At 36.9% G+C, this 20,446-nt stretch carries 15 protein-coding genes; 14 read left to right on the forward strand and 1 reads right to left on the reverse strand.

Annotation, left to right across the window (positions count from 1 at the left end):
- Positions 1–178: 178 nt before the first annotated feature.
- The 3 genes from Q4493_RS14845 to Q4493_RS14855 are packed head-to-tail and all read left to right on the forward strand — an operon-like array spanning position 179 to position 2,031.
- Positions 179–568: a hypothetical protein gene (locus Q4493_RS14845; RefSeq protein WP_303454224.1), complete on the forward strand. Its 390-nt coding sequence runs from the start codon at positions 179–181 to the stop codon at positions 566–568.
- Positions 569–619: 51 nt separating this feature from the next.
- Entirely contained in the window at positions 620–910 is a 291-nt protein-coding gene (locus tag Q4493_RS14850) for a hypothetical protein (RefSeq protein WP_303454227.1), read from the forward strand.
- 14 nt (positions 911–924) lie between these two features.
- Positions 925–2,031 (forward strand): hypothetical protein, encoded by a 1,107-nt coding sequence (locus Q4493_RS14855; protein WP_303454229.1) that lies wholly within the window; start codon positions 925–927, stop codon positions 2,029–2,031.
- A 187-nt stretch (positions 2,032–2,218) separates the two neighbouring features.
- Here Q4493_RS14855 and Q4493_RS14860 read toward each other — a convergent pair whose 3' ends face one another.
- Entirely contained in the window at positions 2,219–3,529 is a 1,311-nt protein-coding gene (locus tag Q4493_RS14860; protein WP_303454231.1) for a Xaa-Pro peptidase family protein, read from the reverse strand.
- Positions 3,530–3,853: 324 nt separating this feature from the next.
- Between Q4493_RS14860 and ggt the strand changes: the two genes are divergently transcribed.
- From ggt to lolE, 11 genes are all read left to right on the forward strand, one after another.
- Positions 3,854–5,521, forward strand: a complete 1,668-nt coding sequence (gene ggt, locus Q4493_RS14865) for a gamma-glutamyltransferase (RefSeq protein ID WP_303454377.1) — start codon at positions 3,854–3,856, stop codon at positions 5,519–5,521.
- 81 nt (positions 5,522–5,602) lie between these two features.
- Positions 5,603–5,854, forward strand: coding sequence for a hypothetical protein (locus Q4493_RS14870; protein WP_303454234.1), 252 nt, complete (start codon positions 5,603–5,605; stop codon positions 5,852–5,854).
- A 199-nt stretch (positions 5,855–6,053) separates the two neighbouring features.
- Entirely contained in the window at positions 6,054–7,364 is a 1,311-nt protein-coding gene (locus Q4493_RS14875; RefSeq protein WP_303454239.1) for a lipopolysaccharide assembly protein LapB, read from the forward strand.
- Between the two features lie 10 nt (positions 7,365–7,374).
- Positions 7,375–8,559 (forward strand): FecR family protein, encoded by a 1,185-nt coding sequence (locus Q4493_RS14880; protein WP_303454242.1) that lies wholly within the window; start codon positions 7,375–7,377, stop codon positions 8,557–8,559.
- 58 nt (positions 8,560–8,617) lie between these two features.
- Entirely contained in the window at positions 8,618–12,076 is a 3,459-nt protein-coding gene (locus tag Q4493_RS14885; RefSeq protein ID WP_303454245.1) for an Ig-like domain-containing protein, read from the forward strand.
- Between the two features lie 55 nt (positions 12,077–12,131).
- Entirely contained in the window at positions 12,132–12,974 is an 843-nt protein-coding gene (locus Q4493_RS14890) for an MBL fold metallo-hydrolase (protein ID WP_303454248.1), read from the forward strand.
- The gene (locus Q4493_RS14895) at positions 12,971–15,223 is read left to right on the forward strand and encodes a CHASE2 domain-containing protein (RefSeq protein WP_303454251.1); all 2,253 of its coding nucleotides are present in this window, start codon (positions 12,971–12,973) and stop codon (positions 15,221–15,223) included. The genes Q4493_RS14890 and Q4493_RS14895 overlap by 4 nt, the downstream gene beginning before the upstream one ends.
- A 10-nt stretch (positions 15,224–15,233) precedes the next feature.
- Positions 15,234–16,856 (forward strand): HD domain-containing phosphohydrolase, encoded by a 1,623-nt coding sequence (locus tag Q4493_RS14900; RefSeq protein WP_303454254.1) that lies wholly within the window; start codon positions 15,234–15,236, stop codon positions 16,854–16,856.
- Positions 16,857–17,193: 337 nt separating this feature from the next.
- Entirely contained in the window at positions 17,194–18,429 is a 1,236-nt protein-coding gene (locus Q4493_RS14905; protein ID WP_303454256.1) for a lipoprotein-releasing ABC transporter permease subunit, read from the forward strand.
- A complete protein-coding gene (gene lolD, locus Q4493_RS14910) occupies positions 18,422–19,111 on the forward strand; it encodes a lipoprotein-releasing ABC transporter ATP-binding protein LolD (protein ID WP_303454258.1) in 690 nt (229 codons plus the stop codon). The genes Q4493_RS14905 and lolD overlap by 8 nt, the downstream gene beginning before the upstream one ends.
- On the forward strand, positions 19,111–20,367 hold the full coding sequence (gene lolE, locus Q4493_RS14915; protein WP_303454260.1) for a lipoprotein-releasing ABC transporter permease subunit LolE: 1,257 nt from the start codon (positions 19,111–19,113) through the stop codon (positions 20,365–20,367). Before lolD ends, lolE begins: the two co-directional genes overlap by 1 nt.
- Positions 20,368–20,446 lie beyond the last annotated feature (79 nt).

Here is a 20,446-nt window from a genome sequence, read left to right on the forward strand (position 1 = left end):
AAGTTTTATTTCTGTCCATAAAAATTAAATTTATTGATGTTATTTATAATTTTTCTAGTACTTATCTATATTGTCTTTATTTTATAGGACATGTCAAAAAAAGGTGGAAATAGTTTTCTGGTTACCTTTTACTGAAGATAACAGCGATGTTGCTGTGAACCAAAAGAAGGTATTTACTATGAAAATTATACAAGGCGTGCTTTTAGCTGTTTTGACTGCTCATGGTGCAGTTGCCTCAGAGATAAAAGGTAATACTAAACTTGAAACAAATATCGATGGTAATTTTATTACTTCCAATATTGGCACAGGATTAAAGTCTACCAATACAATATCTACTATTTCTGACAGTAAAATCAAAGGAAATACTACCTTAAATACAAATATTGATGGCAATTATGTCCATTCAAATATTGGAACAGGCATAAAAAGTGATGTCACTTTAGCGTCAATTAAGGATAGCAACATCAAAGGAAATACAAAGGCTACAGTCAATATAGATGGTAATTTAGTTGTTTCTAATATTGGCACTGGCATTAGCTCTAAGGTACATATTTCTACCATAGATTAATTATAAATTGGCGCTTGAATCCTCAAGCGCCTTTGAATTTTGGAGCTTGACATGAAACATTTGATTATTTTTTCACTTGCACTCGTACTCACTTCAGCTTCAGTAGCCATAGAGGCAAAGGAGGTAATCAAACAAAAATCTAAAATTGACGCTAAGTTAGCAAGAATCAAGGCAAAAATGAGCGTTAAATCTAAAGGTATTCGAAAAAATAAGGAACTAATTGGGAAGAGATCTAAGGATGGAACTTGCAATGTGAATGTTGGTAGCCAAGAAAATAATGGTATTGCTGTTAACACTCAAATAAATATGGTCGCAAGAGATGTCATCGTAATTTGTGAATAAGAACGGGGTGGTTTATGAATGTTAGTCAGTTTGCTGTTTTATTGTGTTTGTTCTTAGTGTTTTGTCCTGTTTCTGGTTTTACAAATGAAAGGAGCTTTAATAACTATATTCCTAAATCACATGTGTATTTAATTAATTCCATTAATAAACAAGTAGCATGTGCTAATGAAGCATTAAAGAGTGCAAACATTACTCAAACTAAAAACATAGCCGTTGGGCTATTACAAAATAGTTCTAACAACGACAATGTTCCAAATGGATTAACAGGTATATTTACATCAGCATTATTTGAGATAACTCAAGAAAGTAAAGTACAGGTTGTCAATATGGGCTTTTTCTTGCCGAATCACTTAACTTACACAACGCAAGCAGCACAGAAAAGCAATTGGGATAACATTGTAATAGGTCAGACTTCAGGGTTTGATAAAGGGATTGCCGGTAAAGGCCGAACTGGGGGCTTATTTAGTAAATATTTTGGGTTAGGTATTGCGGATTTATCAAACCAAAGCTTATTACAAATGGATTTTCTGTTATTAGACAAGCAAGGTATAGTTGTTGCTTCAGCTTCAATGGCAACCATTCTTGAATACCTCGATAACAGTACAGATAGTGAAATTACTGATGAAAATAGTGGTTTTTATTTTTCTTGGTCAGATGATGTAGGTGAGAGTATAACGTTAGCCCAAAGAATAATTAGTAGTCAAGCAGCGCTTATTTTTTTAGAGAAAATTACGGAGTTGAATTTAAAATGTGAGACTAAACATGTGTTCCCTAATTCGAGAAAGCACAATCTATACGAAAATGCTGCAATTGAAACCATTGAGGTATCTTATGATCAAGCATTTTTCCCTAAAAAGAGTAAACGATTCTATTTTCCAAGAAGCTATCGCTCGTCTTTAGTTTGTAGCAAAAAAGTAGGTTACAACTGTAGTTTCAAATTTAAGCGAAAATTAAATAAAGAAATTTTAGTTTATGTTGAGGACGCTTTTATCAACGCCTTTCATGATGACGCTAGGGTAGATGTTTCATGTAAAGCATATAAGGGAGAACTGAGTTGTTTTGCTACAGGCCAACTTACTTCGTTTAGTGAGCGAAAGTTTAAGAAAAACTTATATGGCTAATTATGTGCTGCACTATATATTTACTGATTAAGCCAGTAATCAAGGAGAACAAGTCTGAGCTAGTACAGATAGAGGTATGTACGATAACTTGTTGAGGCTTAGCTGTATATCTGTTGTTATTAATTGTTTTGCTGAGAAAAAACACATGACATAATTAAATATATGTCATGTGCTTAAATTACTTTTATCAGAGTGTTTGTAGTTGAGCAAGCTTACCAATTGGCGCATCAAGAGAATCTGGTGGAATGGTAAACCATTGCGGGCCTTTTGCTGTCATATACAAACAATCTTCAAGTCTCACGCCAAACTTCTCAGGTAGATAAATGCCTGGTTCATTAGAAAAACACATGCCTTTTGCTAATTTAGTTTGTTCGCCGTGAACAAAGTTGATCCCTTCATGGCCTTTCATGCCTATGCCATGACCTGTTCTATGTGATAAACCGGGTAATTTATAATCAGGCCCTAAACCTAAAGATTCATAATATTGTCGAACAGCATCATCAACTAAACCTGCAGATGTGCCAAGTTGGGCTGTTTCAAATGCAATGCTTTGTCCTTTTCTTACCGTTTGCCATATTTTCTTTTGTTCTGCGTTTGCCTCACCAAAAACAAAGGTTCTACTGATATCTGATTGATAACCATGAACACTACAGCCACAATCCATGAGGACAACCGAACCTTCGGTTAATGTTTGTTTTTGTTTAGTACCATGAGGGTAAGCGCTGGCTTGGTTAAATAATGCCATATTCCAAATTCCACTGCCGCCCAAGCTTGCTTGTGCAGTTTGCATTAACGCTTTAACATCCGCTTGGGTCATGCCTAGTTCAAGATGCTTCCAAACGTGAGCATAAGCGGCAAGCGTGATTTCATTCGCTTTGTGCATTAATTGCAGTTCATGATCACTTTTGATCATTCGACAACCACGAGTAATCGCATCTGCACTCACATCTTTCATGGCGGGTAATAACGACATAACACCTTGTAAAACAAAATATCTCACTGAATGCTCAAAAGCGACATTACCCGTTTTTATCTTTCTATCGGTAAGAATTTGTTTGACGCGTTCAAATGGACTTTCGTGTTCTTGCCATACTCGTACGTCGTCACCAACGGCTAAAGTTTCACGAATACTAGGTTCTTCAAAAAATGGGCAAACAACGGCGATATCACCTACTTGTGGGATCACTAAGGCGGTAAGACGTTCGCTTCGCCACCACTGAATACCGGCAAAATAGTCCATCGTTGCCCCAGGCTCTATAACCATTGCGGAGATATTATGCTCTTTCATTAACTGTTGTGCTTTTTTGATACGCGTTAAACGCTCTTTAACAGTAATAGGGGAAACAGAGCCCGTAATATTGGATAGCGTTTTATTTGAATTTTCACTACTAGCTTGACTGGTTGTGCTGAAAGGGGAAGCGGTTACTACGTTTCCTATTGATAGGGTGGAAATTGCCGCTGTGCTTAGCTTGAGAAACTTTCTTTTACTTATTGTCATTTTGTCTTCCTAGCATTGATTTTTATCTGACTAATATTGCTTACGCTATAATTTTTCTTACGGTTCATCAAGCTATTATCCGATGAAAGCCACTATTTATAAGATGAAGCCGCTTTACATAATATCGAGAGATTTATAAGGTAAATTGATAGGGTAAAAATTTACTGCATACTTAACTTATACCTTAACTTAACCCTTTAAGTTTATAGCTTGAATTTAAACAAACAGGTGAACTAACTAATGAGAAAACGCACAATAAATAAAACAATAACACGGGTACTTTTCTCCCTCTCAATTTGTAGCTTGCTCCCGATAGCAAATGTTATGGCGAATGCTGATAGAGTCACCGGAAAAACGTTTGCAACTCGTTCTGAGGTGATTGCTCAACATGGTATGGTGGCGACGAGTCAGCCCTTGGCGAGTCAAATTGGTATCGATGTGTTAAAGAAAGGTGGTAATGCTATTGATGCTGCAATTGCTGCGAACGCCGCGTTAGGCTTAATGGAGCCTACCGGTAACGGTATTGGTGGTGACTTATATGCAATTGTTTGGCATGCAAAATCTCAAAAACTTTATGGTCTAAATGCTAGTGGTCGCTCTCCTAAGTTATTAAGTTTAAAACAGTTAAAGTCAGAAATTAACGCGCTTGATAGAGATACTATTCCTCCTTACGGCGTATTGCCTATTTCAGTGCCTGGCACCGTTGATGGCTGGTTTGAACTGCATAATAAATTTGGTCAAATGCCAATGAAGGATATCTTAAAGCCAGCGATTGATTATGCGAATAACGGTTTTCCTGTGTCAGAGTTAATCGCACATTATTGGCGTTTAAGTGTGCCTCGTTTATCTCCCCAAGTTGGTAGTTTTAGCAAAACATTCACCATAGATGGTGAAGCGCCTAGAAAAGGGCAAATATTTAAAAACCCTGAACTTGCTAATACGTTGTCAATGATTGCCGAGCAGGGCAGAGATGCCTTTTATCAAGGTGATATTGCTAAAAGTATTGATACCTTTATGAAAGCCAATGGTGGCTATTTACGTTTTGATGATTTTGCTTCACACACCTCAACTTGGGTAGAACCTGTTTCAACGAATTATCGTGGATATGATGTTTTTGAATTACCCCCGAATGGTCAAGGTATTGCTGCGCTACAAATGTTAAATATTTTAGAGCTTTATGATTTACCTGCTATGGGTTTTTTAACGCCTGAAACTTTACATGTGATGACCGAAGCTAAAAAGCTCGTCTTTGAAGATAGAGCTAAATTTTATGCCGATCCTGATTTTGTTGATATTCCGCTTAAAGGCTTAATTAACAAAGAATACGCTATTGAACGTAATAAACTCATTAGTAGCAAAGCGGCTAAGCGCGTTGATGCTGGCAACCCTGCTATGTATCAAGGAGACACTATCTATTTAACCACAGCTGATAGTGAAGGCAATATGGTTTCTTTGATCCAAAGTAATTATCGCGGAATGGGATCTGGTGTTGTGGTGCCAGGCTTAGGTTTTGTTTTTCAAGACAGAGGGCAGTTATTTTCGCTAGATGAAAATCATGCCAATGTTTATGCCCCGAATAAACGCCCGTTTCATACAATTATCCCTGCGTTCGTGATGAAAGACGACAAACCCTTTATTAGTTTTGGTTTAATGGGAGGGGCAATGCAGCCTCAAGGACATGTGCAAATTATCACTAATATTGTTGATTTTGGCATGAACTTACAAGAAGCTGGAGATGCAACTCGCTGGCAACATTATGGTTCGACTGAGCCTACCCAGCTTAACGGCGATCAATTGACTAGTCGTGGTGAATTAATGATCGAGTCAGATATCCCTTATCAAACCATTCGTGCTTTAATGGATAAAGGCCATAAAATTGGTTTTGACCGCGGCGGTTATGGTGGATATCAAGCTATAATGTGGGATGAAAAAGAAAAAGTGTATTATGGGGCATCAGAGTCTCGTAAAGACGGACAAGCAATCGGCTATTAATATTCTTTTAATTTTTCCTTTTCTTCATTTATCACACCTAAACAATTTATTGTTTAGGTGTGTTTTTATGCATTAATTAACATGGCTAAACCGAATAAAAAAGGCCCAACTCGCACCGTCGATGTTTTCTGTCGGGAATGTAAAACCTTACTGTATAAATATCGAAAAGGCGGAAAGGGAACCTTAGTGAAATGTTTCAAAGAACGTATTGTCACTGATTATACTGACAGAGTTTGCCATTGTCCTCATTGCCAACAATTATTTGCCAGAGAGGTAATGATTCGTGGGGTTGGCGCATATAAAATCATCGGCGGTAAAGTTTTTATCAAGTAATAAATTAGTTTTTTATCTAAATTTATATTAAATTAGCTTCTATTGTACTGTCTTGTCAGTGAATAACTGACGGAAAATCTTTAATGTTTTTCAATATTCTTGTTTAGAGGCTGTATGTTATAATGAAAGTTTTCATGGTTGACTAGTTACATAGTTTTAATTTAAGTCGTTTAAAATTAAAAATTAGACAGGGTTTCGAATGAATATATATGGTTTAGTAACCACCGCTCTTATCCCTTTTTCACTTGTTATTCAGGCGAATAATTACAATGAGAAAGATTTACTCAATAAGTTAAAAACAGAAGTAGATAAGAAAAATTATGCAAATGTTCTGTCACTCGCTAAAACTTATCAAGATGATTATTTAGGCGATCCTGAATTTGACTTTTTTTTAGGTATTGCTGCTTTAGAAAGTAATCAAGTAGATGTCAGTGTTTTTGCTTTTGAACGTGTGGTAGCCAATAAGCCAAACTGGCTAGATGCAAAACTCTATTTGACTAAAGCGTATTATCAATCTTCAAATTATCAAGCCGCATTAGAACAATGTAAGAGCATATTATCACGCCCAAATATTCCCACTAATTTACAAAAACTAACGCGTGATTTATGTACGAGCACCGAAAATAAATTAACTCAGCAAGCCAGTCGTATCAAACATCAATTATCGGCCAATATTGGTTACGATGGCAATATTAATGCAGGGACAAGTGAAGAAAGAATTTTTCTTCCGTTTTTAAATGATTATGTAAATTTAGATGAAAATAGCCGCGAATTAAGTGATGAATATCTAAAGTTAAATTATCAATTACAAAGTACAACCGCCTTAACTCAAACTTCAAAGATTAATATTAATACACAAATTAATGCGCAACAATTTGCCAATGAAACTGATTATAATCGGTTAACCGCTCAAGTTGGCGTGCAATATATTCAATCATTTGATGCTTTTGATTTTAATATTGGAGGTCAGATTACGCCACTTTGGTTTGATGGTGAATATTATCGTCTTCAATCTTCGGTATTAACTGGTGTGCAAGCGAAATTATCTGATAGTTGGATGCTGGGTGGTCGATTAATGCTGAGAAAAACCAGTAATCAGCAGCAAGAGTTATTAGATACCGACGATTATTCGGTTGGTCTTACAAGTCATTATTATCATAGCAATTCTCGTTATTCAGTGAGTATAGAGAGGCTTGAAGAAGACGGTAAGGTTGATAGTAATAGTCGAACTATTGATATGATTTCATTAAGCAGTTTATGGTTATTAAATTCGCAATGGCTAGCGTCAATGAATGTGAGTTATCAAAGACAAGAATATCGAGGTCAACATCCTTATTACTTAGCACAACGAGAAGATGATGTATGGTTAGCGTCATCTTTTTTACAATATCAAATGTCAAAAACTTTTTCGTATCGGTTATCTGTCAATGTGCAGGATAAAAACAGTAACTTAGATTTGTTTTCTTATCGACGTTCAGACATAAATTTGTCAGCAACGATGAGTTTCTAGGGGAGTGAATATGTTTAAAAGTAATATGAATCAAACCAAGGTAATCCAGCCCAAGGTGGCTATGGCAGAAAAAATAACATCTATGCTGTTAATCGCGCTGATTTTCAGTGCAGTATCACCTAGTTACGCAAGTGTTGCAGGCAAAACTATTCTTGCTAAAGGAGAAGTACTCGCGATCGAAAATGGCACCGATGCTCGCGCCCTTAAACGTCGTTCAGAAATCTTTGATGTTGATGAAATTACCACAGGTAAATTAAGTAAAGCTCAGTTTAATATGACAGATGGCGGTTTACTTACCTTGAAAGAGAACACAAAAGTGTTGATCAGCAGTTACCATTACGATGATAAAACGGAACAAGGTTCAGCAACACTCGAGTTAGTTAACGGTGGTTTGCGCTCGATCAGTGGTTTAATTAAAGCAAAAGGTGGTGACTATCAAGTAAAAACTCCGGTTGGAAGTATTGGTATTCGCGGTACACATTTTGTGGTTGAAGTGGTTGATGAAAAAGTATTTTTTGGTGTTTATAGCGGTAATATTGACGTGAATTTAACCGGGAGTGATCAAGTTTTATCGCTTGGTGAAACGGAAGATTTTGCTTTCGCATCTGTTGATTTATCCGGCCAAGTAACGACACTAACTCAAGCGCCAGTCGTTTTATCAAAAGGTTTTGTTAGCGATGAAGTAGAAGCGATTAGTGAAAATTCAGCACAAAGCGAAGAACAAGCTTCGCTCGTTGAAACAGAAGAGGTTGCCAATATTGATTTTGATGCTTCAGTGTATCAAGAGGAAACATTACAAGCGATTAGTGATGAGTCTATTGCTGATTTAATTAGTCAACGCAGTGGCTCGGTGACTTTTGATCAAGTTATTGAAAGCTCGATAAATTCATCTGTTGGCGATACCAGTGGCTTTCAAATGAATATGACGATTGATTTTGATAATGCCTCAGTACCTGGTGGGACGTTAAGTTTTAATGATGCTCAAGGTGAATGGTTAGCGACGTTTTCTGGTTTGATTAATATTGACCAACTTTCGTTAGGGATTAATTATGCTTCACATGGCAATAACAAAGCGCATGGTAGTATTTCCGCTGCCTTTTCAAATGGACTTGAAGAAGTATTAGGGAATTTCAATTTATCTGAAATTGATGATGCTAGTGTCAACGCTGATGGCACGTTTAAGATAAAACCATAAATATGAATATTCAATTACGATTTTATCGTTTGATTGGAGCTGAAAAAGAGGTAGCTTTATGCGTACATTAAGTATCATTACCCTTACATCTTTAGTTTGTTTAGTAGGCTGTGGTGGCTCGTCTGAAACCGCGCAAGAAAATAACATTCAACCTGAAACACCGGTAACAGTAGCACCTGACGAATCACTAAATACCGTGTCATTAGCTGGTATGTCAGGACAGGACAAACCGATAAAACAACAAGTAGAAGGACGAGCGTTAACTAAAAGTGCAGTCGTAAAAACTAGCTTTGCAAATGCTCAAGGTAGCATTAGAAGTGCTTCGGGCTCGGCGTCTGTTATCGGAAACTTAACATTAGGGGTCACCGCTCAAGATCCAGACGGCATCACGCAACTTTCTTTGTATTTACCTAAAATCAATCGTTCATTTACTTTATGTACTGATACTTGTATTGAAAACTCAGAAATTACTGTAACAGGCTTAAATCCTCAACTTTCCGGTGAACAATCGGGAGAGTTGCGAGTTGAATTAATAGTCAAGGATAGTCAAAACAATGAAACGTTAGCCGATACACTGAGCGTTAATTGGCAACCTATTATTATTCCATCGTTAAGTGCTGTTAGAGAAAATGGAAATATTTCATTAACTTGGGGACAAGCTAATTCCGCTCAACGTTATAATATTTATGTAGCGACTGACGCAGACCTTAATCGAGAAAATGTGCTTGATTTAGCTAATGGTGTACAGTTTTTGTCACAAACGGCGACTAATATTCAAATTACTGATCAAGACGATACTAAGCCATATTATGTGATCATTACTGCGATTAATAGTGGTGGTGAAAGTGGCATGACGTCACCTTTAGTCATTCCTAGCAATGTGGTTGAAGTGAACTTACCCCCAATTGCAAGGGCAGACGTATATCAATTAAATGAAGATCAAGATTTTTCAGAAAATTTGTTAATTAACGATGAAGATCCTGAAGGAAGTGAACTAACAGCCGAAATTTCAACGCAACCAAGTAATGGTTCATTGCAATTAGCAGACTCAGGAGTGTTTACTTATACCCCTAGAGACAATTTTTTTGGTAATGATTCGTTTCGTTATATGATTATTGATGATCAAGGCCTAGAAAGTGAGGCCTTAGTTACGTTAACGATTAATCCCGTTAATGATCTTCCTGTTGCCGTTAATGATGTTTATACCTTATCAGCAAATAATAATATTTCTGTAAGTAGCCCAGGTGTTTTAAGTAACGATAGTGATATTGATGGTGACAATTTAGCCGTTGAAAGTGTGCTGATCACAGAGCCAGAGTTTGGTGGTCTTAATCTTAATGTTGATGGTAGTTTTACTTACGTCGCTCATAGCGACTTTGATCTTAATGATAGTTTTGTTTATCAAGTATCTGATGGACAAGAAGGTACACATACCGCAACAGTCACTATTTTATCATCTGCTGAATTTGCATCGCCAGTGGCACAGAATGATAGTTACCAAACCAATGAAGATATTACACTGGTTGTTGATACCACAGCGAATGGCATATTAGGCAATGATACAGAGCCAAATGGTTTCGAGTTTGAATTAGACGAAGTACTAATTTCAGAGCCACAACATGGACAATTAAACTTATCGTTAGATGGCACTTTTACTTATATTCCTGATAATAATTATGTGGGAATAGATCAGTTTCATTATCAAATAACCAGCGCCACAACTAAAACAGCGCAAGCAACGGTAACTATTAATATTTTATCGCAACCTGATGCGCCGATTGCCAGTGAAGATGTTTACCAACTTGAGGAAGACAGCGCTTTAAATATCAGCGCAGAACAAGGTTTATTAGCCAATGACTCGGATCCAGATGGTGGCGTAATTACCGTTGAGCCCATCGCAATTCATTTGCCGAGTAACGGGGCGGTGATACTTCACCAAGATGGTAGTTTTGAATATACCCCAATAGCTAACTTTCACGGGGTGGATACTTTTACCTATCAAATTATTAACGAAAGTCAGTTAACGAGTCAGGCTCAAGTGACCTTAACAGTTAGTGCTAAAAATGACGCGCCTATCGCGGTGGATGATTTTGCTTCTACAGAACAAGGGACATCAGTCACTATTGATGTATTAGCCAATGATTTGGATTTAGAAAATGGTCAATTGACTATTGAAAGCGCTTCTGTTGATATCGGTAGTGTTTCTATCGTCGATAAAAAGTTAGTGTTTCAACCTCAAGATGATTACTCAGGTGTTGCGAACATTACTTACACCATTGCTGATCCTGAAGGGTTAACCGCAACAGCAAATGTCTTAGTTACGGTAAATACGACGATTGTCATAAACCATGATCCTATCGCCGTGAATGATAGTTTTAATTTAAACGAAGATTCCCAATTGGATGGCTTATCAGTGTTAGCAAATGATACTGATGAAGATAATGATACCTTAACGTTACAAACAACACCCGTAAGTGAAGTGAGTCATGGATATTTGTCATTATTTTCTGATGGTACTTTTACCTATATTCCTGAAAGTAACTTTAATGGTGAAGATAGTTTTACTTATAGTATTAGTGATGGACAAGGGGGCTTTGATCAAGCGAGTGTTAGCCTGAAAATTAATGCGATTAATGACTTGCCCGTTGCTGTTGATGACAACATCCAAGTCAATGAAAATGATAAGTTAGAAAATTTTAATGTCTTACTAAACGATACAGATATTGATAATGACACCTTATCTCTTACTACCACACCAATTTCAGACGTTGAAAATGGCAGTTTAATTTTAAACAATAATGGTGAGATAACCTATAAACCAACGCCTACCGTTAACGGTAAAGATAGCTTTGTTTATGAAGTTAATGATGGTCAAGGTGGCATGGCAAAAGCAAACGTTAATATCACTATTATTTCCACTAATATTGCCCCCATCGCCAGTAATGATAGTTTCGTGATTGATGAGAATAAGATCCTTAAAGGCGAGTCAGTTTTAGAAAATGACAAAGATGAAGATGGAGATATATTAACCGTTATAACTACGCCTATAACCGATGTTTCAAGTGGTAGCTTAGACTTAAGTACTGACGGTACATTTGTTTATACTCCGAAGTTGAACTTTGACGGTACAGATCGCTTCACGTATCAAATTCAAGATCCTGAAGGCGCAACTTCACAAGCAACAGTGTCAATCAGTGTACTAAACAGCATTGAACCTCCTGTGGCTATTGATGATAGCTATACCGTCGTGAGCCTTTTAGGTACTGGCAGTTCTTCAGGTAATGTATTAGAAAATGATTTTGTTCCTGAAAATGGTTATTTGGTTGTCAATGAAACGCCAGTAACCAATGTAAAATATGGCGAACTTACCAAACTTGATAAAAGTGGTTACTTTGAATACAAGCCTAATTTCGGGTTTTTAGGCACAGATAGTTTTGTTTATGAGGTTTATGATAGTAATAACCCAAGTGCTGGTACATCAACGGCAACAGTAACTTTTGTTGTTGTATCCTTGTAATATTTTTGGATAACGTAATTGAGCAACGATATAGGTATCTAGTCGAAGGAATGGTATGAATATTACTTTTTATGGCGTTAGAGGATCTACACCTGTATCAGGTGAAGACTTTATCATTTTAGGAGGACATACGTCTTGCGTTTATGTTTGCTCAGAAAAAGGTGACTCACTCATTTTAGATTCTGGTACTGGTATAGTGGCTTTAGGTAAAAAGTTAATGAAAACCTCTGATGATATCAATATTTTGTTAACTCATAATCATTGGGATCATATTCAAGGTTTTCCATACTTTTTACCTATTTATCAAAAAGATCGTGCTATATCTATTGTTGCAGGTAATGTCGATTTTGATGATAAAGATGCTATTCTCACTCAAATGTCTGGCTCTACTCATCCGGTAAAGTATCAAGATTTACCTTCAAATATTCAATTAAACACAGAACTTTCAAAACAAAAATCATTTTCGCTAGCATCATTTGAAATCACTACTCAGCCGTTATCTCACCCTGATGGCGGAACTGCTTATTGTTTATATGCTGATAATCAGAAAGTGGCCTATGTTACCGATAATGAACTTTCGCCCATTAAACCGGCGATTACAAGCTGGCAAGCGTGGCTAGAATTTATCGAGCAAGCGGATGTACTTATTCACGATGCGCAATACCTTGAAACAGATATGCCATTAAAACAAGGGTGGGGACATAGTACGGTTGAACAAGTCATTGAATTGGCGCTGCAAGCAAAAGTAAAACGTCTTTACTTTATCAGTCATGATCCAGAGAGAAGTGATCAAGAGTTAATCACACTTGAAGCAACACTTCGAGCACAATATCAAGATCAATTAGTGATAGAATTTGCTCGTGAAGGCACTCAAGTTGAGTTATCCAATATTTTATGATTGCCAATAAGGGATATAAGCATTTTCTAAACGGACTAATTATTACTCTCATCGTGATCAGTTTAGGCTTTATTGCTGTAAAAGATGTGCAAGAGTTTTTTCAACGAATTGAAGGTATTTTATACGATATTAGACTACTGGCTACTTTGCCTGAGACACCGCGCAAGTTTGATGAAAATGTCATTATTATTGATATCGATGAAAAGAGTTTAGCTGAGCAGGGTCGCTATCCATGGAGCCGCAGTAAAATTAGTCAGTTAGTTGATAATTTAATGGCTAGTGGCGTAGTGGTTGTTGCGTTCGATATTGTTTTTCCTGAACCAGAAGATAATCCTGTTGATCTTATTATTGCGAATAATCACGATTTAAATTCTCCCTTTGTTGAAAAAATCACTTCTTTAAAACCCAGTGTCGATGCCGATTTAAAGCTTTCAAACGCAATAACTAATGCAGAAGTTGTGCTTGGTATGATGTTTGATGATGAAAAAACAACAAACTCACCGGATATAACAGACTCGCAGGATATTGAACAAACTGAAAACTTATCGAGTAACATTGTTTGGGAGTTTCCGAAAAATGCAGTCAGTGATATTGCTCAATTTAATAAAGTGTTAAAAAATATTGATGTACTAAACAAAAATGCTTCTGGCTCAGGCTTTATTAATTCTGTGCCCGAAAGTGATGGCTTTATTCGTAAAGCTTCCTTAGTGATTCAATACCAAGGTAAATTATATCCATCACTCGCACTAGAGGCGGCTAGGGTGTATACCTTAAGTGATCAAATCAACACTGAAAGTGAGTTGAACAATAATCATTATTGGCTGCAATCGTTGAGTTTCGGTGAGCATAAAATCCCAACCAATGAAAAAGGCCAAATACTGATCCCCTTTAAAGGGGCTCAAAAGAGTTTTACTTATATTTCAGCTACTGACGTTATTGAAAATCGTGTACCAACTGAAAAACTTGAAGGCGCGGTAGCGTTTATCGGTACATCGGCGATAGGTCTGGCTGATCTTAGAGCAACTTCGGTTGGTATCCAGTATCCTGGAGTTGAAGTGCATGCCAATGTTTTTGAAGGGTTAATGCACCCTGAAATTATTCCCGTTGAGCCAGATACCACTTTAGCTATCCAATTTATATTGTTGTTTATCACTGGCTTAGTATTATCATTTTTAATGAATAACCAAGGGCCAATGCGCATTTTTTATATTTGCTTTGCCGCGTTATTTACGCATTTGGCATTGAATTGGTCATTATGGTTCTTTTTTAAAGTTAGTTTACCGCAATCTCAAATACTGCTTATTATTATTTGGTTAACTTTATATTTTGGTAGCGTTGGTTTTTTTCTTGAAAACTATCGTCGTAAACATATTAAAGGGGTGTTTGATCAATATGTTCCACCTGCCTATATTGATAAGTTATTAGCAACCGGAAAGGGCATTTCATTAACGCCAGAGCGTCGTGTTATGTCAGTTTTATTTGCTGATATTCGAGACTTTACTCAATTATCAGAAAATTTTAGTCCTGATGAGCTCAGTGAATTTATTAACGAATACCTTTCTGAAAACACCCGAATTATTTTTGAAAAACAAGGTACTATTGATAAATATGTTGGCGATATGGTGATGGCTTTTTGGAATGCTCCGCTTGATGATGAACAACATGAAGTACATGCTGTGGATACCGCACTGGCGATGATAGCTACTACACAAGCCATGTCTAAGAAGTTTAAAACACGTGGTTGGCCAGCCATAAATATTGGCGTTGGCGTTAGTACTGGTGACATGATAGTAGGCGATATGGGTTCTACTTACAGAAAAGCCTATACTGTATTAGGTGATGAGGTTAATTTAGGTTCTCGAATAGAGTCATTAACCAAATTTTATGGGGTTAGCATTTTAATTTCTGAGCAAACCTATCAGGCTGTAGTTAAGCAAGGTATGCTGTGCCGACAGGTTGATACAATCAGAGTAAAAGGTAAACAAAAACCGACGACTATTTATGAACCTATCGGTGCGAAAGAACAACAAAGTAAAGAAATGTGTTTAACTGTCGAAAAACATCACGAAGGCATTCAAGCATATTTGGCCCAAGAATGGGACACAGCAATAAATATATTTACCGAGCTACAAAATCAACGACTGTTATCAAGCAAATTATATGATATTTATATCAATAGGATTGCAGAATTGAAGCAAAGTACTTTGAACAATGAGTGGGATGGCACCTATAGCCATCTAACGAAATAGCGAGTTATTCATGATAAAGAAGAATCAATATCAATCAGCCCATGAACAGTTAGTTGATATTTGTGTACAACTTAATGGCGAAAAAGATACACATTTGCTGCTTGAGAAAATTTTATTAGCAGCTATTGATGTGTCTAATGCTGATGCGGGTACTATTTATCTAGTTAATGGTAATGAAACATTAGAGTTTCAAACGGTGATAAATAACACGCTAGGATTACATTTAGGCGGTAGTTCTAATAATCCTGTCAATTTTGCTGGTATCCCGTTAATGATAGATGGTAAGCCCAATTCTTCCGCTATGGTGGTCAATGCAGTAACTAGTGGTAAGGTTATTAATATTGCCGACGTGTACGATACCTTACCGTTTGATTTTAGTGCTGCAAGAAAAATGGATAAAGAAACTGGCTATCGCACTCAATCGATGCTGACGTTTCCATTAAAAGACCATGCCAATGAAATTGTTGGTGTTATTCAGTTAATTAACGCACAAAATGAAGATGGTATCGTGCCATTTTCAGAAGAGATTGAACACCAATGCCTTTCATTTGCTTCGGTTGGCGCGATTGCCTTAACAAATAAATCATTAGTAGAAAATCTAGAAGATCTCTTCCAATCCTTTATCCAAACGCTTGCCAGAGTCATTGATGAAAAATCGCCACATACTGGGGAGCATTGTAAACGAGTTCCTGAATTAACCTTAATGTTTGCTAAAGCCGTACATGAAGAAACCGTAGGTCCACTGGCATCGGTAAGGTTTTCTGAAAATGAAATGTATCAGCTTGGTATTGCGGGCTGGCTTCATGATTGTGGAAAAGTGGCGACACCCGATCATGTCATTGATAAATCAACGAAACTGCAGGCGATATTTGATCGAATTGATTATGTTTTGGCAAAGCTTGAAATTGTTAGCCGTGACATTGATATCAAATATCAACAACAAATGATTACTGCTTTGAAAGAAGGTAATGCTGAGCTATTAAAGGCATTAGAACAAGCACAAACCTCAGAGCAAGAACAACTTAATAGTGATCGAGAATTTTTACAGAGGGTCAACATTGGCGGCGAATTTTTACACGATGAAGATGAAGCGCGGATTTTAACAATTGCAAAGCAATATAATATTCGTATTAACGGCGTTCTACAGCCGTTATTAACTGAAGATGAAAGTTATAATTTGCGTATTAAACGTGGCACATTAAATACCGAAGAACGTTTAGTTATTCAACGACATATGGATGTAACCCTTGATATTTTAGAAGGCTTGCCATTTCCAAAACATATGCAAAATGTTGCTGAATATGCACTAGGTCATCATGAAACCATGGATGGCAAAGGTTACCCTAGAGGTTTAACCAAAGAGCAATTATCGGTTCCGGCAAGAATAATGGCGTTAGCCGATATCTTTGAGGCACTTTCTTCAGCAGATAGACCTTATAAGAAAGCGAAACAAGTGAGCGAATGTTTAACTATTATGGGAAATATGGTGAAAAGAAATTGTTTAGATCCTGATTTATTCGATATCTTTGTTCATTCAAAAGTGTATGAAACCTATATCAATAAGTTTTCATCTCCTGAGCAAATAGATGACTTTGATCTTGCTGATATTCCTGGCTTAAGTCGTTTAGAATAACTGTCTATCTGTAAGTGGAAGTGTAACTGTAACTGCTTGATAAATTAATTTAGATTCAGTTCTTAGGTCTCAGGTCTCAGTTCTGAGTTCTGAGTTTAAGTGAATCAAAAAATGCCAGTAACTTTACTGGCATTTTTATGGTTTTATCGATTTAACAATCAGTTAGCTATTTTTTGTTGCTAAGGCCCAATATGCATCGCATCGCCTGCGTTAACGCCAATGGTTTTATTAATCTCATCAAACGAATAATTCGTTAATGAATGTTGGTTTGTGATATGCTTTTGCAATTAAAAATTTGTATTAAAAACACAACGTTAATAAAGTAAAAGATTACTCAATGTTTCATCCTGTTAGTTTTTTTATTGGTCTTCGTTATAGTAGAAGCAGAAATCCTTCTGGTTTCGTTTCCTTTATTACCTTTTTTTCAATTATTGGTATTTTACTTGGCGTTGCAGCACTTATCACGGTTGTTTCGGTGATGAATGGTTTTGAAGGCGAACTTAAAAAACGAATTTTAGGTATAGTGCCCCATGTTATTGTTAGTGATAAACAAGATAATCAGCCCATTAAGCAATGGCAAACCGTTAAACAGCAACTGTCAATCCTTCCTCATGTTGAACGTGTCACCCCTATTATTGAAAATGAAGCGTTAGTTTTATCGAATAGCACATTACAAGGTGTGAAAGTACAAGGTGTTTTTCCTAAGCAAGAAAATCAAAACCTTGTTAGTCAAAGTATGATTACTGGCGATTTTTTATCGTTAGAAAAATCCCCTTATTCTGTGGTAATTGGTCAAGCTTTAGCGCGTAAGTTAGGCGTAGTTTTTGGCGATAAAATAAGGGTTGTTTTACCGAATAAAACCACGTTTACTCCCATGGGGCGCATTCCTGTGCAACGCACCTTTACTGTAGTTGGCTTGTTTAATATCGGCTCACAAGTGGATGATAGTGTGGTATATGTCCATGGCCGTGATTTGGCGAAATTATTACGAAAGAAAGCTGATGAAATCAGCCAGTTAAGGTTATATTTAGATGATGCGTTTCGGGCGAAACAAGTGGTCAATAATATTCCCCCTTCGTTAAGTCAGTTTAATTTCACAATCTGGAATGAGAGCCAAGGGGTGTTATTTTCTGCCGTTAAAATGGAGAAAAATATGATGTGGTTGATGTTAAGTTTAATCATCGCTGTGGCTGCATTTAATATTGTTTCTGCGTTAGTGATGGTGGTCATTGATAAACAAGGTGAAATTGCAATATTACAAACCTTTGGCATGAACAGAGCTGGCATCGTCAAAATATTTATCAGTCAAGGGGTTATCAATGGAGTCTGGGGTGTTGCCTTAGGTACGATAGCGGGAGTCTTCATCACCTTGAATTTAAATACCTTACTATCGTTTCTAGATATGAATGTGTTAGGGGCGGGGTATACTTCACAAGCATTACCCGTAGATTTACAAGTTAATCATGTCATTATTATTGCTTGTTCAGCATTGTTAATGAGTTTTTTAGCGACTTTATATCCGGCGTTTCGAGCGTCAAATACTCAACCTGCCGAGGTACTTCGTAATGAGTAATGGTTTACATTGTAATCAATTAAGAAAATCCTATTTCCAAGGGAAAGTAGAAACACCTGTTTTACATGGTCTTGATTTAACGGTTAAAAAAGGTGAATTACTGGCAATTGTAGGCAGTTCAGGTTGTGGTAAAAGTACCTTTTTACATTTAGCGGGAGGTTTAGATACTCCTACCTCTGGTGAGGTATTTATTAATGATATTAATATTCACCAGCTTTCGGATAAAGAAAAAGCGGCTTTTCGCAATCAGCATATTGGCTTTATTTATCAGTTTCATCATTTAATGATGGAGTTTTCTGCCCTTGAAAATGTCGCTATGCCTTTATTAATTAGAGGAGATAGTGTTAAAACCGCACAAGCTTTAGCGAACACTATGTTGGAAAAAGTTGGCTTGGCGCATCGTAGTCATCATCGTCCTGCTGAATTATCTGGTGGAGAAAGGCAACGCGTTGCTATTGCCAGAGCACTGGTTACAGAGCCAGCCTTAGTTCTGGCAGATGAACCCACAGGTAATTTAGATTTTGATACGGCTGAGCAAATTTATCAGTTATTAAAAGAGCTTAATAATACAGTACAAACCAGTTTTGTTATTGTTACTCATGATTTAACCTTAGCGGCAAAAATGGATCGTCAACTGCAACTCGATCACGGCCAACTTAAACCATTAGCGGATAGCGAATAATGTTTAAGCCGTTAAGTGTTTTTTTAGGGGTAAGATATATTGCCAATCGACAAGGTAAAGGCTTTACCTCGTTTATTTCAGCCTCGTCAACACTTGGCATTACTTTAGGTGTTATGATTTTAATTTTAGTGCTTTCCGCCATGAACGGTTTTGAGAGAGTATTGGCTCAGCATCTACTCTCTATCGTGCCGCACAGTGAATTAATTTCTGTGAATGAGCCGATGGAAGATTGGCAAGCCGTTATTGAGCAAATTAATAAAAACCCTGAAGTAATTGGCGCAGCACCTGTGATCAAAATGCAAGGCATGATGCAAAAAGGAGCTAATTTAAAAGGGTTAGAATTAAGAGGGGTAGATCCGCAACTAGAATTAACCGTTTCAAGTATTGGTGATTATATTTCTGAAGGCAATTGGCAAGATTTAAACCAAGAAAACAGCGTAGTGATAGGCGCAGGAATCGCTAAAAAGCTAAATCTTGAGCTTGGTGATACCGTACAAATGCTTTTGCCTCCATTAAAACGGGGTAAGCAAACGAATCAACAAATTAGTGCGCTAACAAAACGAAATTTAACTATCGTAGGAGTGTTTAAATTTGGTGGTGAAATAGACAGTAATCAAGCCTATGTGTCTTTAAAACTAGCCAGTGATATTCTTCATTTTCAACAAGGAGAAGTACAAGGCATTCGGTTGAAAGTGAATGATGTTTTTAATGCGCCACTAATCGCACGAAATGTTGCTTATACCCTTGATAGTTATTTATATATTTATGATTGGACACGCACGCAAGGTCATTTATATAACGATATTCAATTGGTTCGTATGGTGATGTTTGTGGTGTTAGTTTTGGTGATAGCGGTGGCGAGTTTTAATATCGTTTCAACTTTGATCATGTCGGTAAATGAGAAAAAAAGTGATATTGCTATCTTAAAAACCATGGGGGCAAGTTCATCTACCATTATGTTAACGTTTATTTTACAAGGCATTACCAATGGTTTACTTGGTTGTGTTGTCGGTGGTGGTTTAGGAGTCTATTTAGCTAAAAATTTAACCGAATTCTCGACGGCGATTGAAAACTTTATCGGCGTAAAATTCTTATCAGGTGATGTTTATTTTATCGACTTCTTACCTACTTATGTCAATCAAAGTGATGTGGTTGTTACTATTTCAACGGCATTATTTTTGACTTTTATTGCGACACTTTATCCGGCATGGCGTGCCACGAAAGTAGATCCTGCGCAAGTGCTTGGCCAACTTTAATTCATTTCACCTAATTGCGTTCGCTTTAAGAAAGAAAAAGCCATATTCCTCAAAGAGCTGGGTGAGTGAATATGGCTTT

Source organism: Colwellia sp. 1_MG-2023, from assembly GCF_030546755.1.
Classification (GTDB): Bacteria; Pseudomonadota; Gammaproteobacteria; order Enterobacterales; family Alteromonadaceae; genus Thalassotalea_H.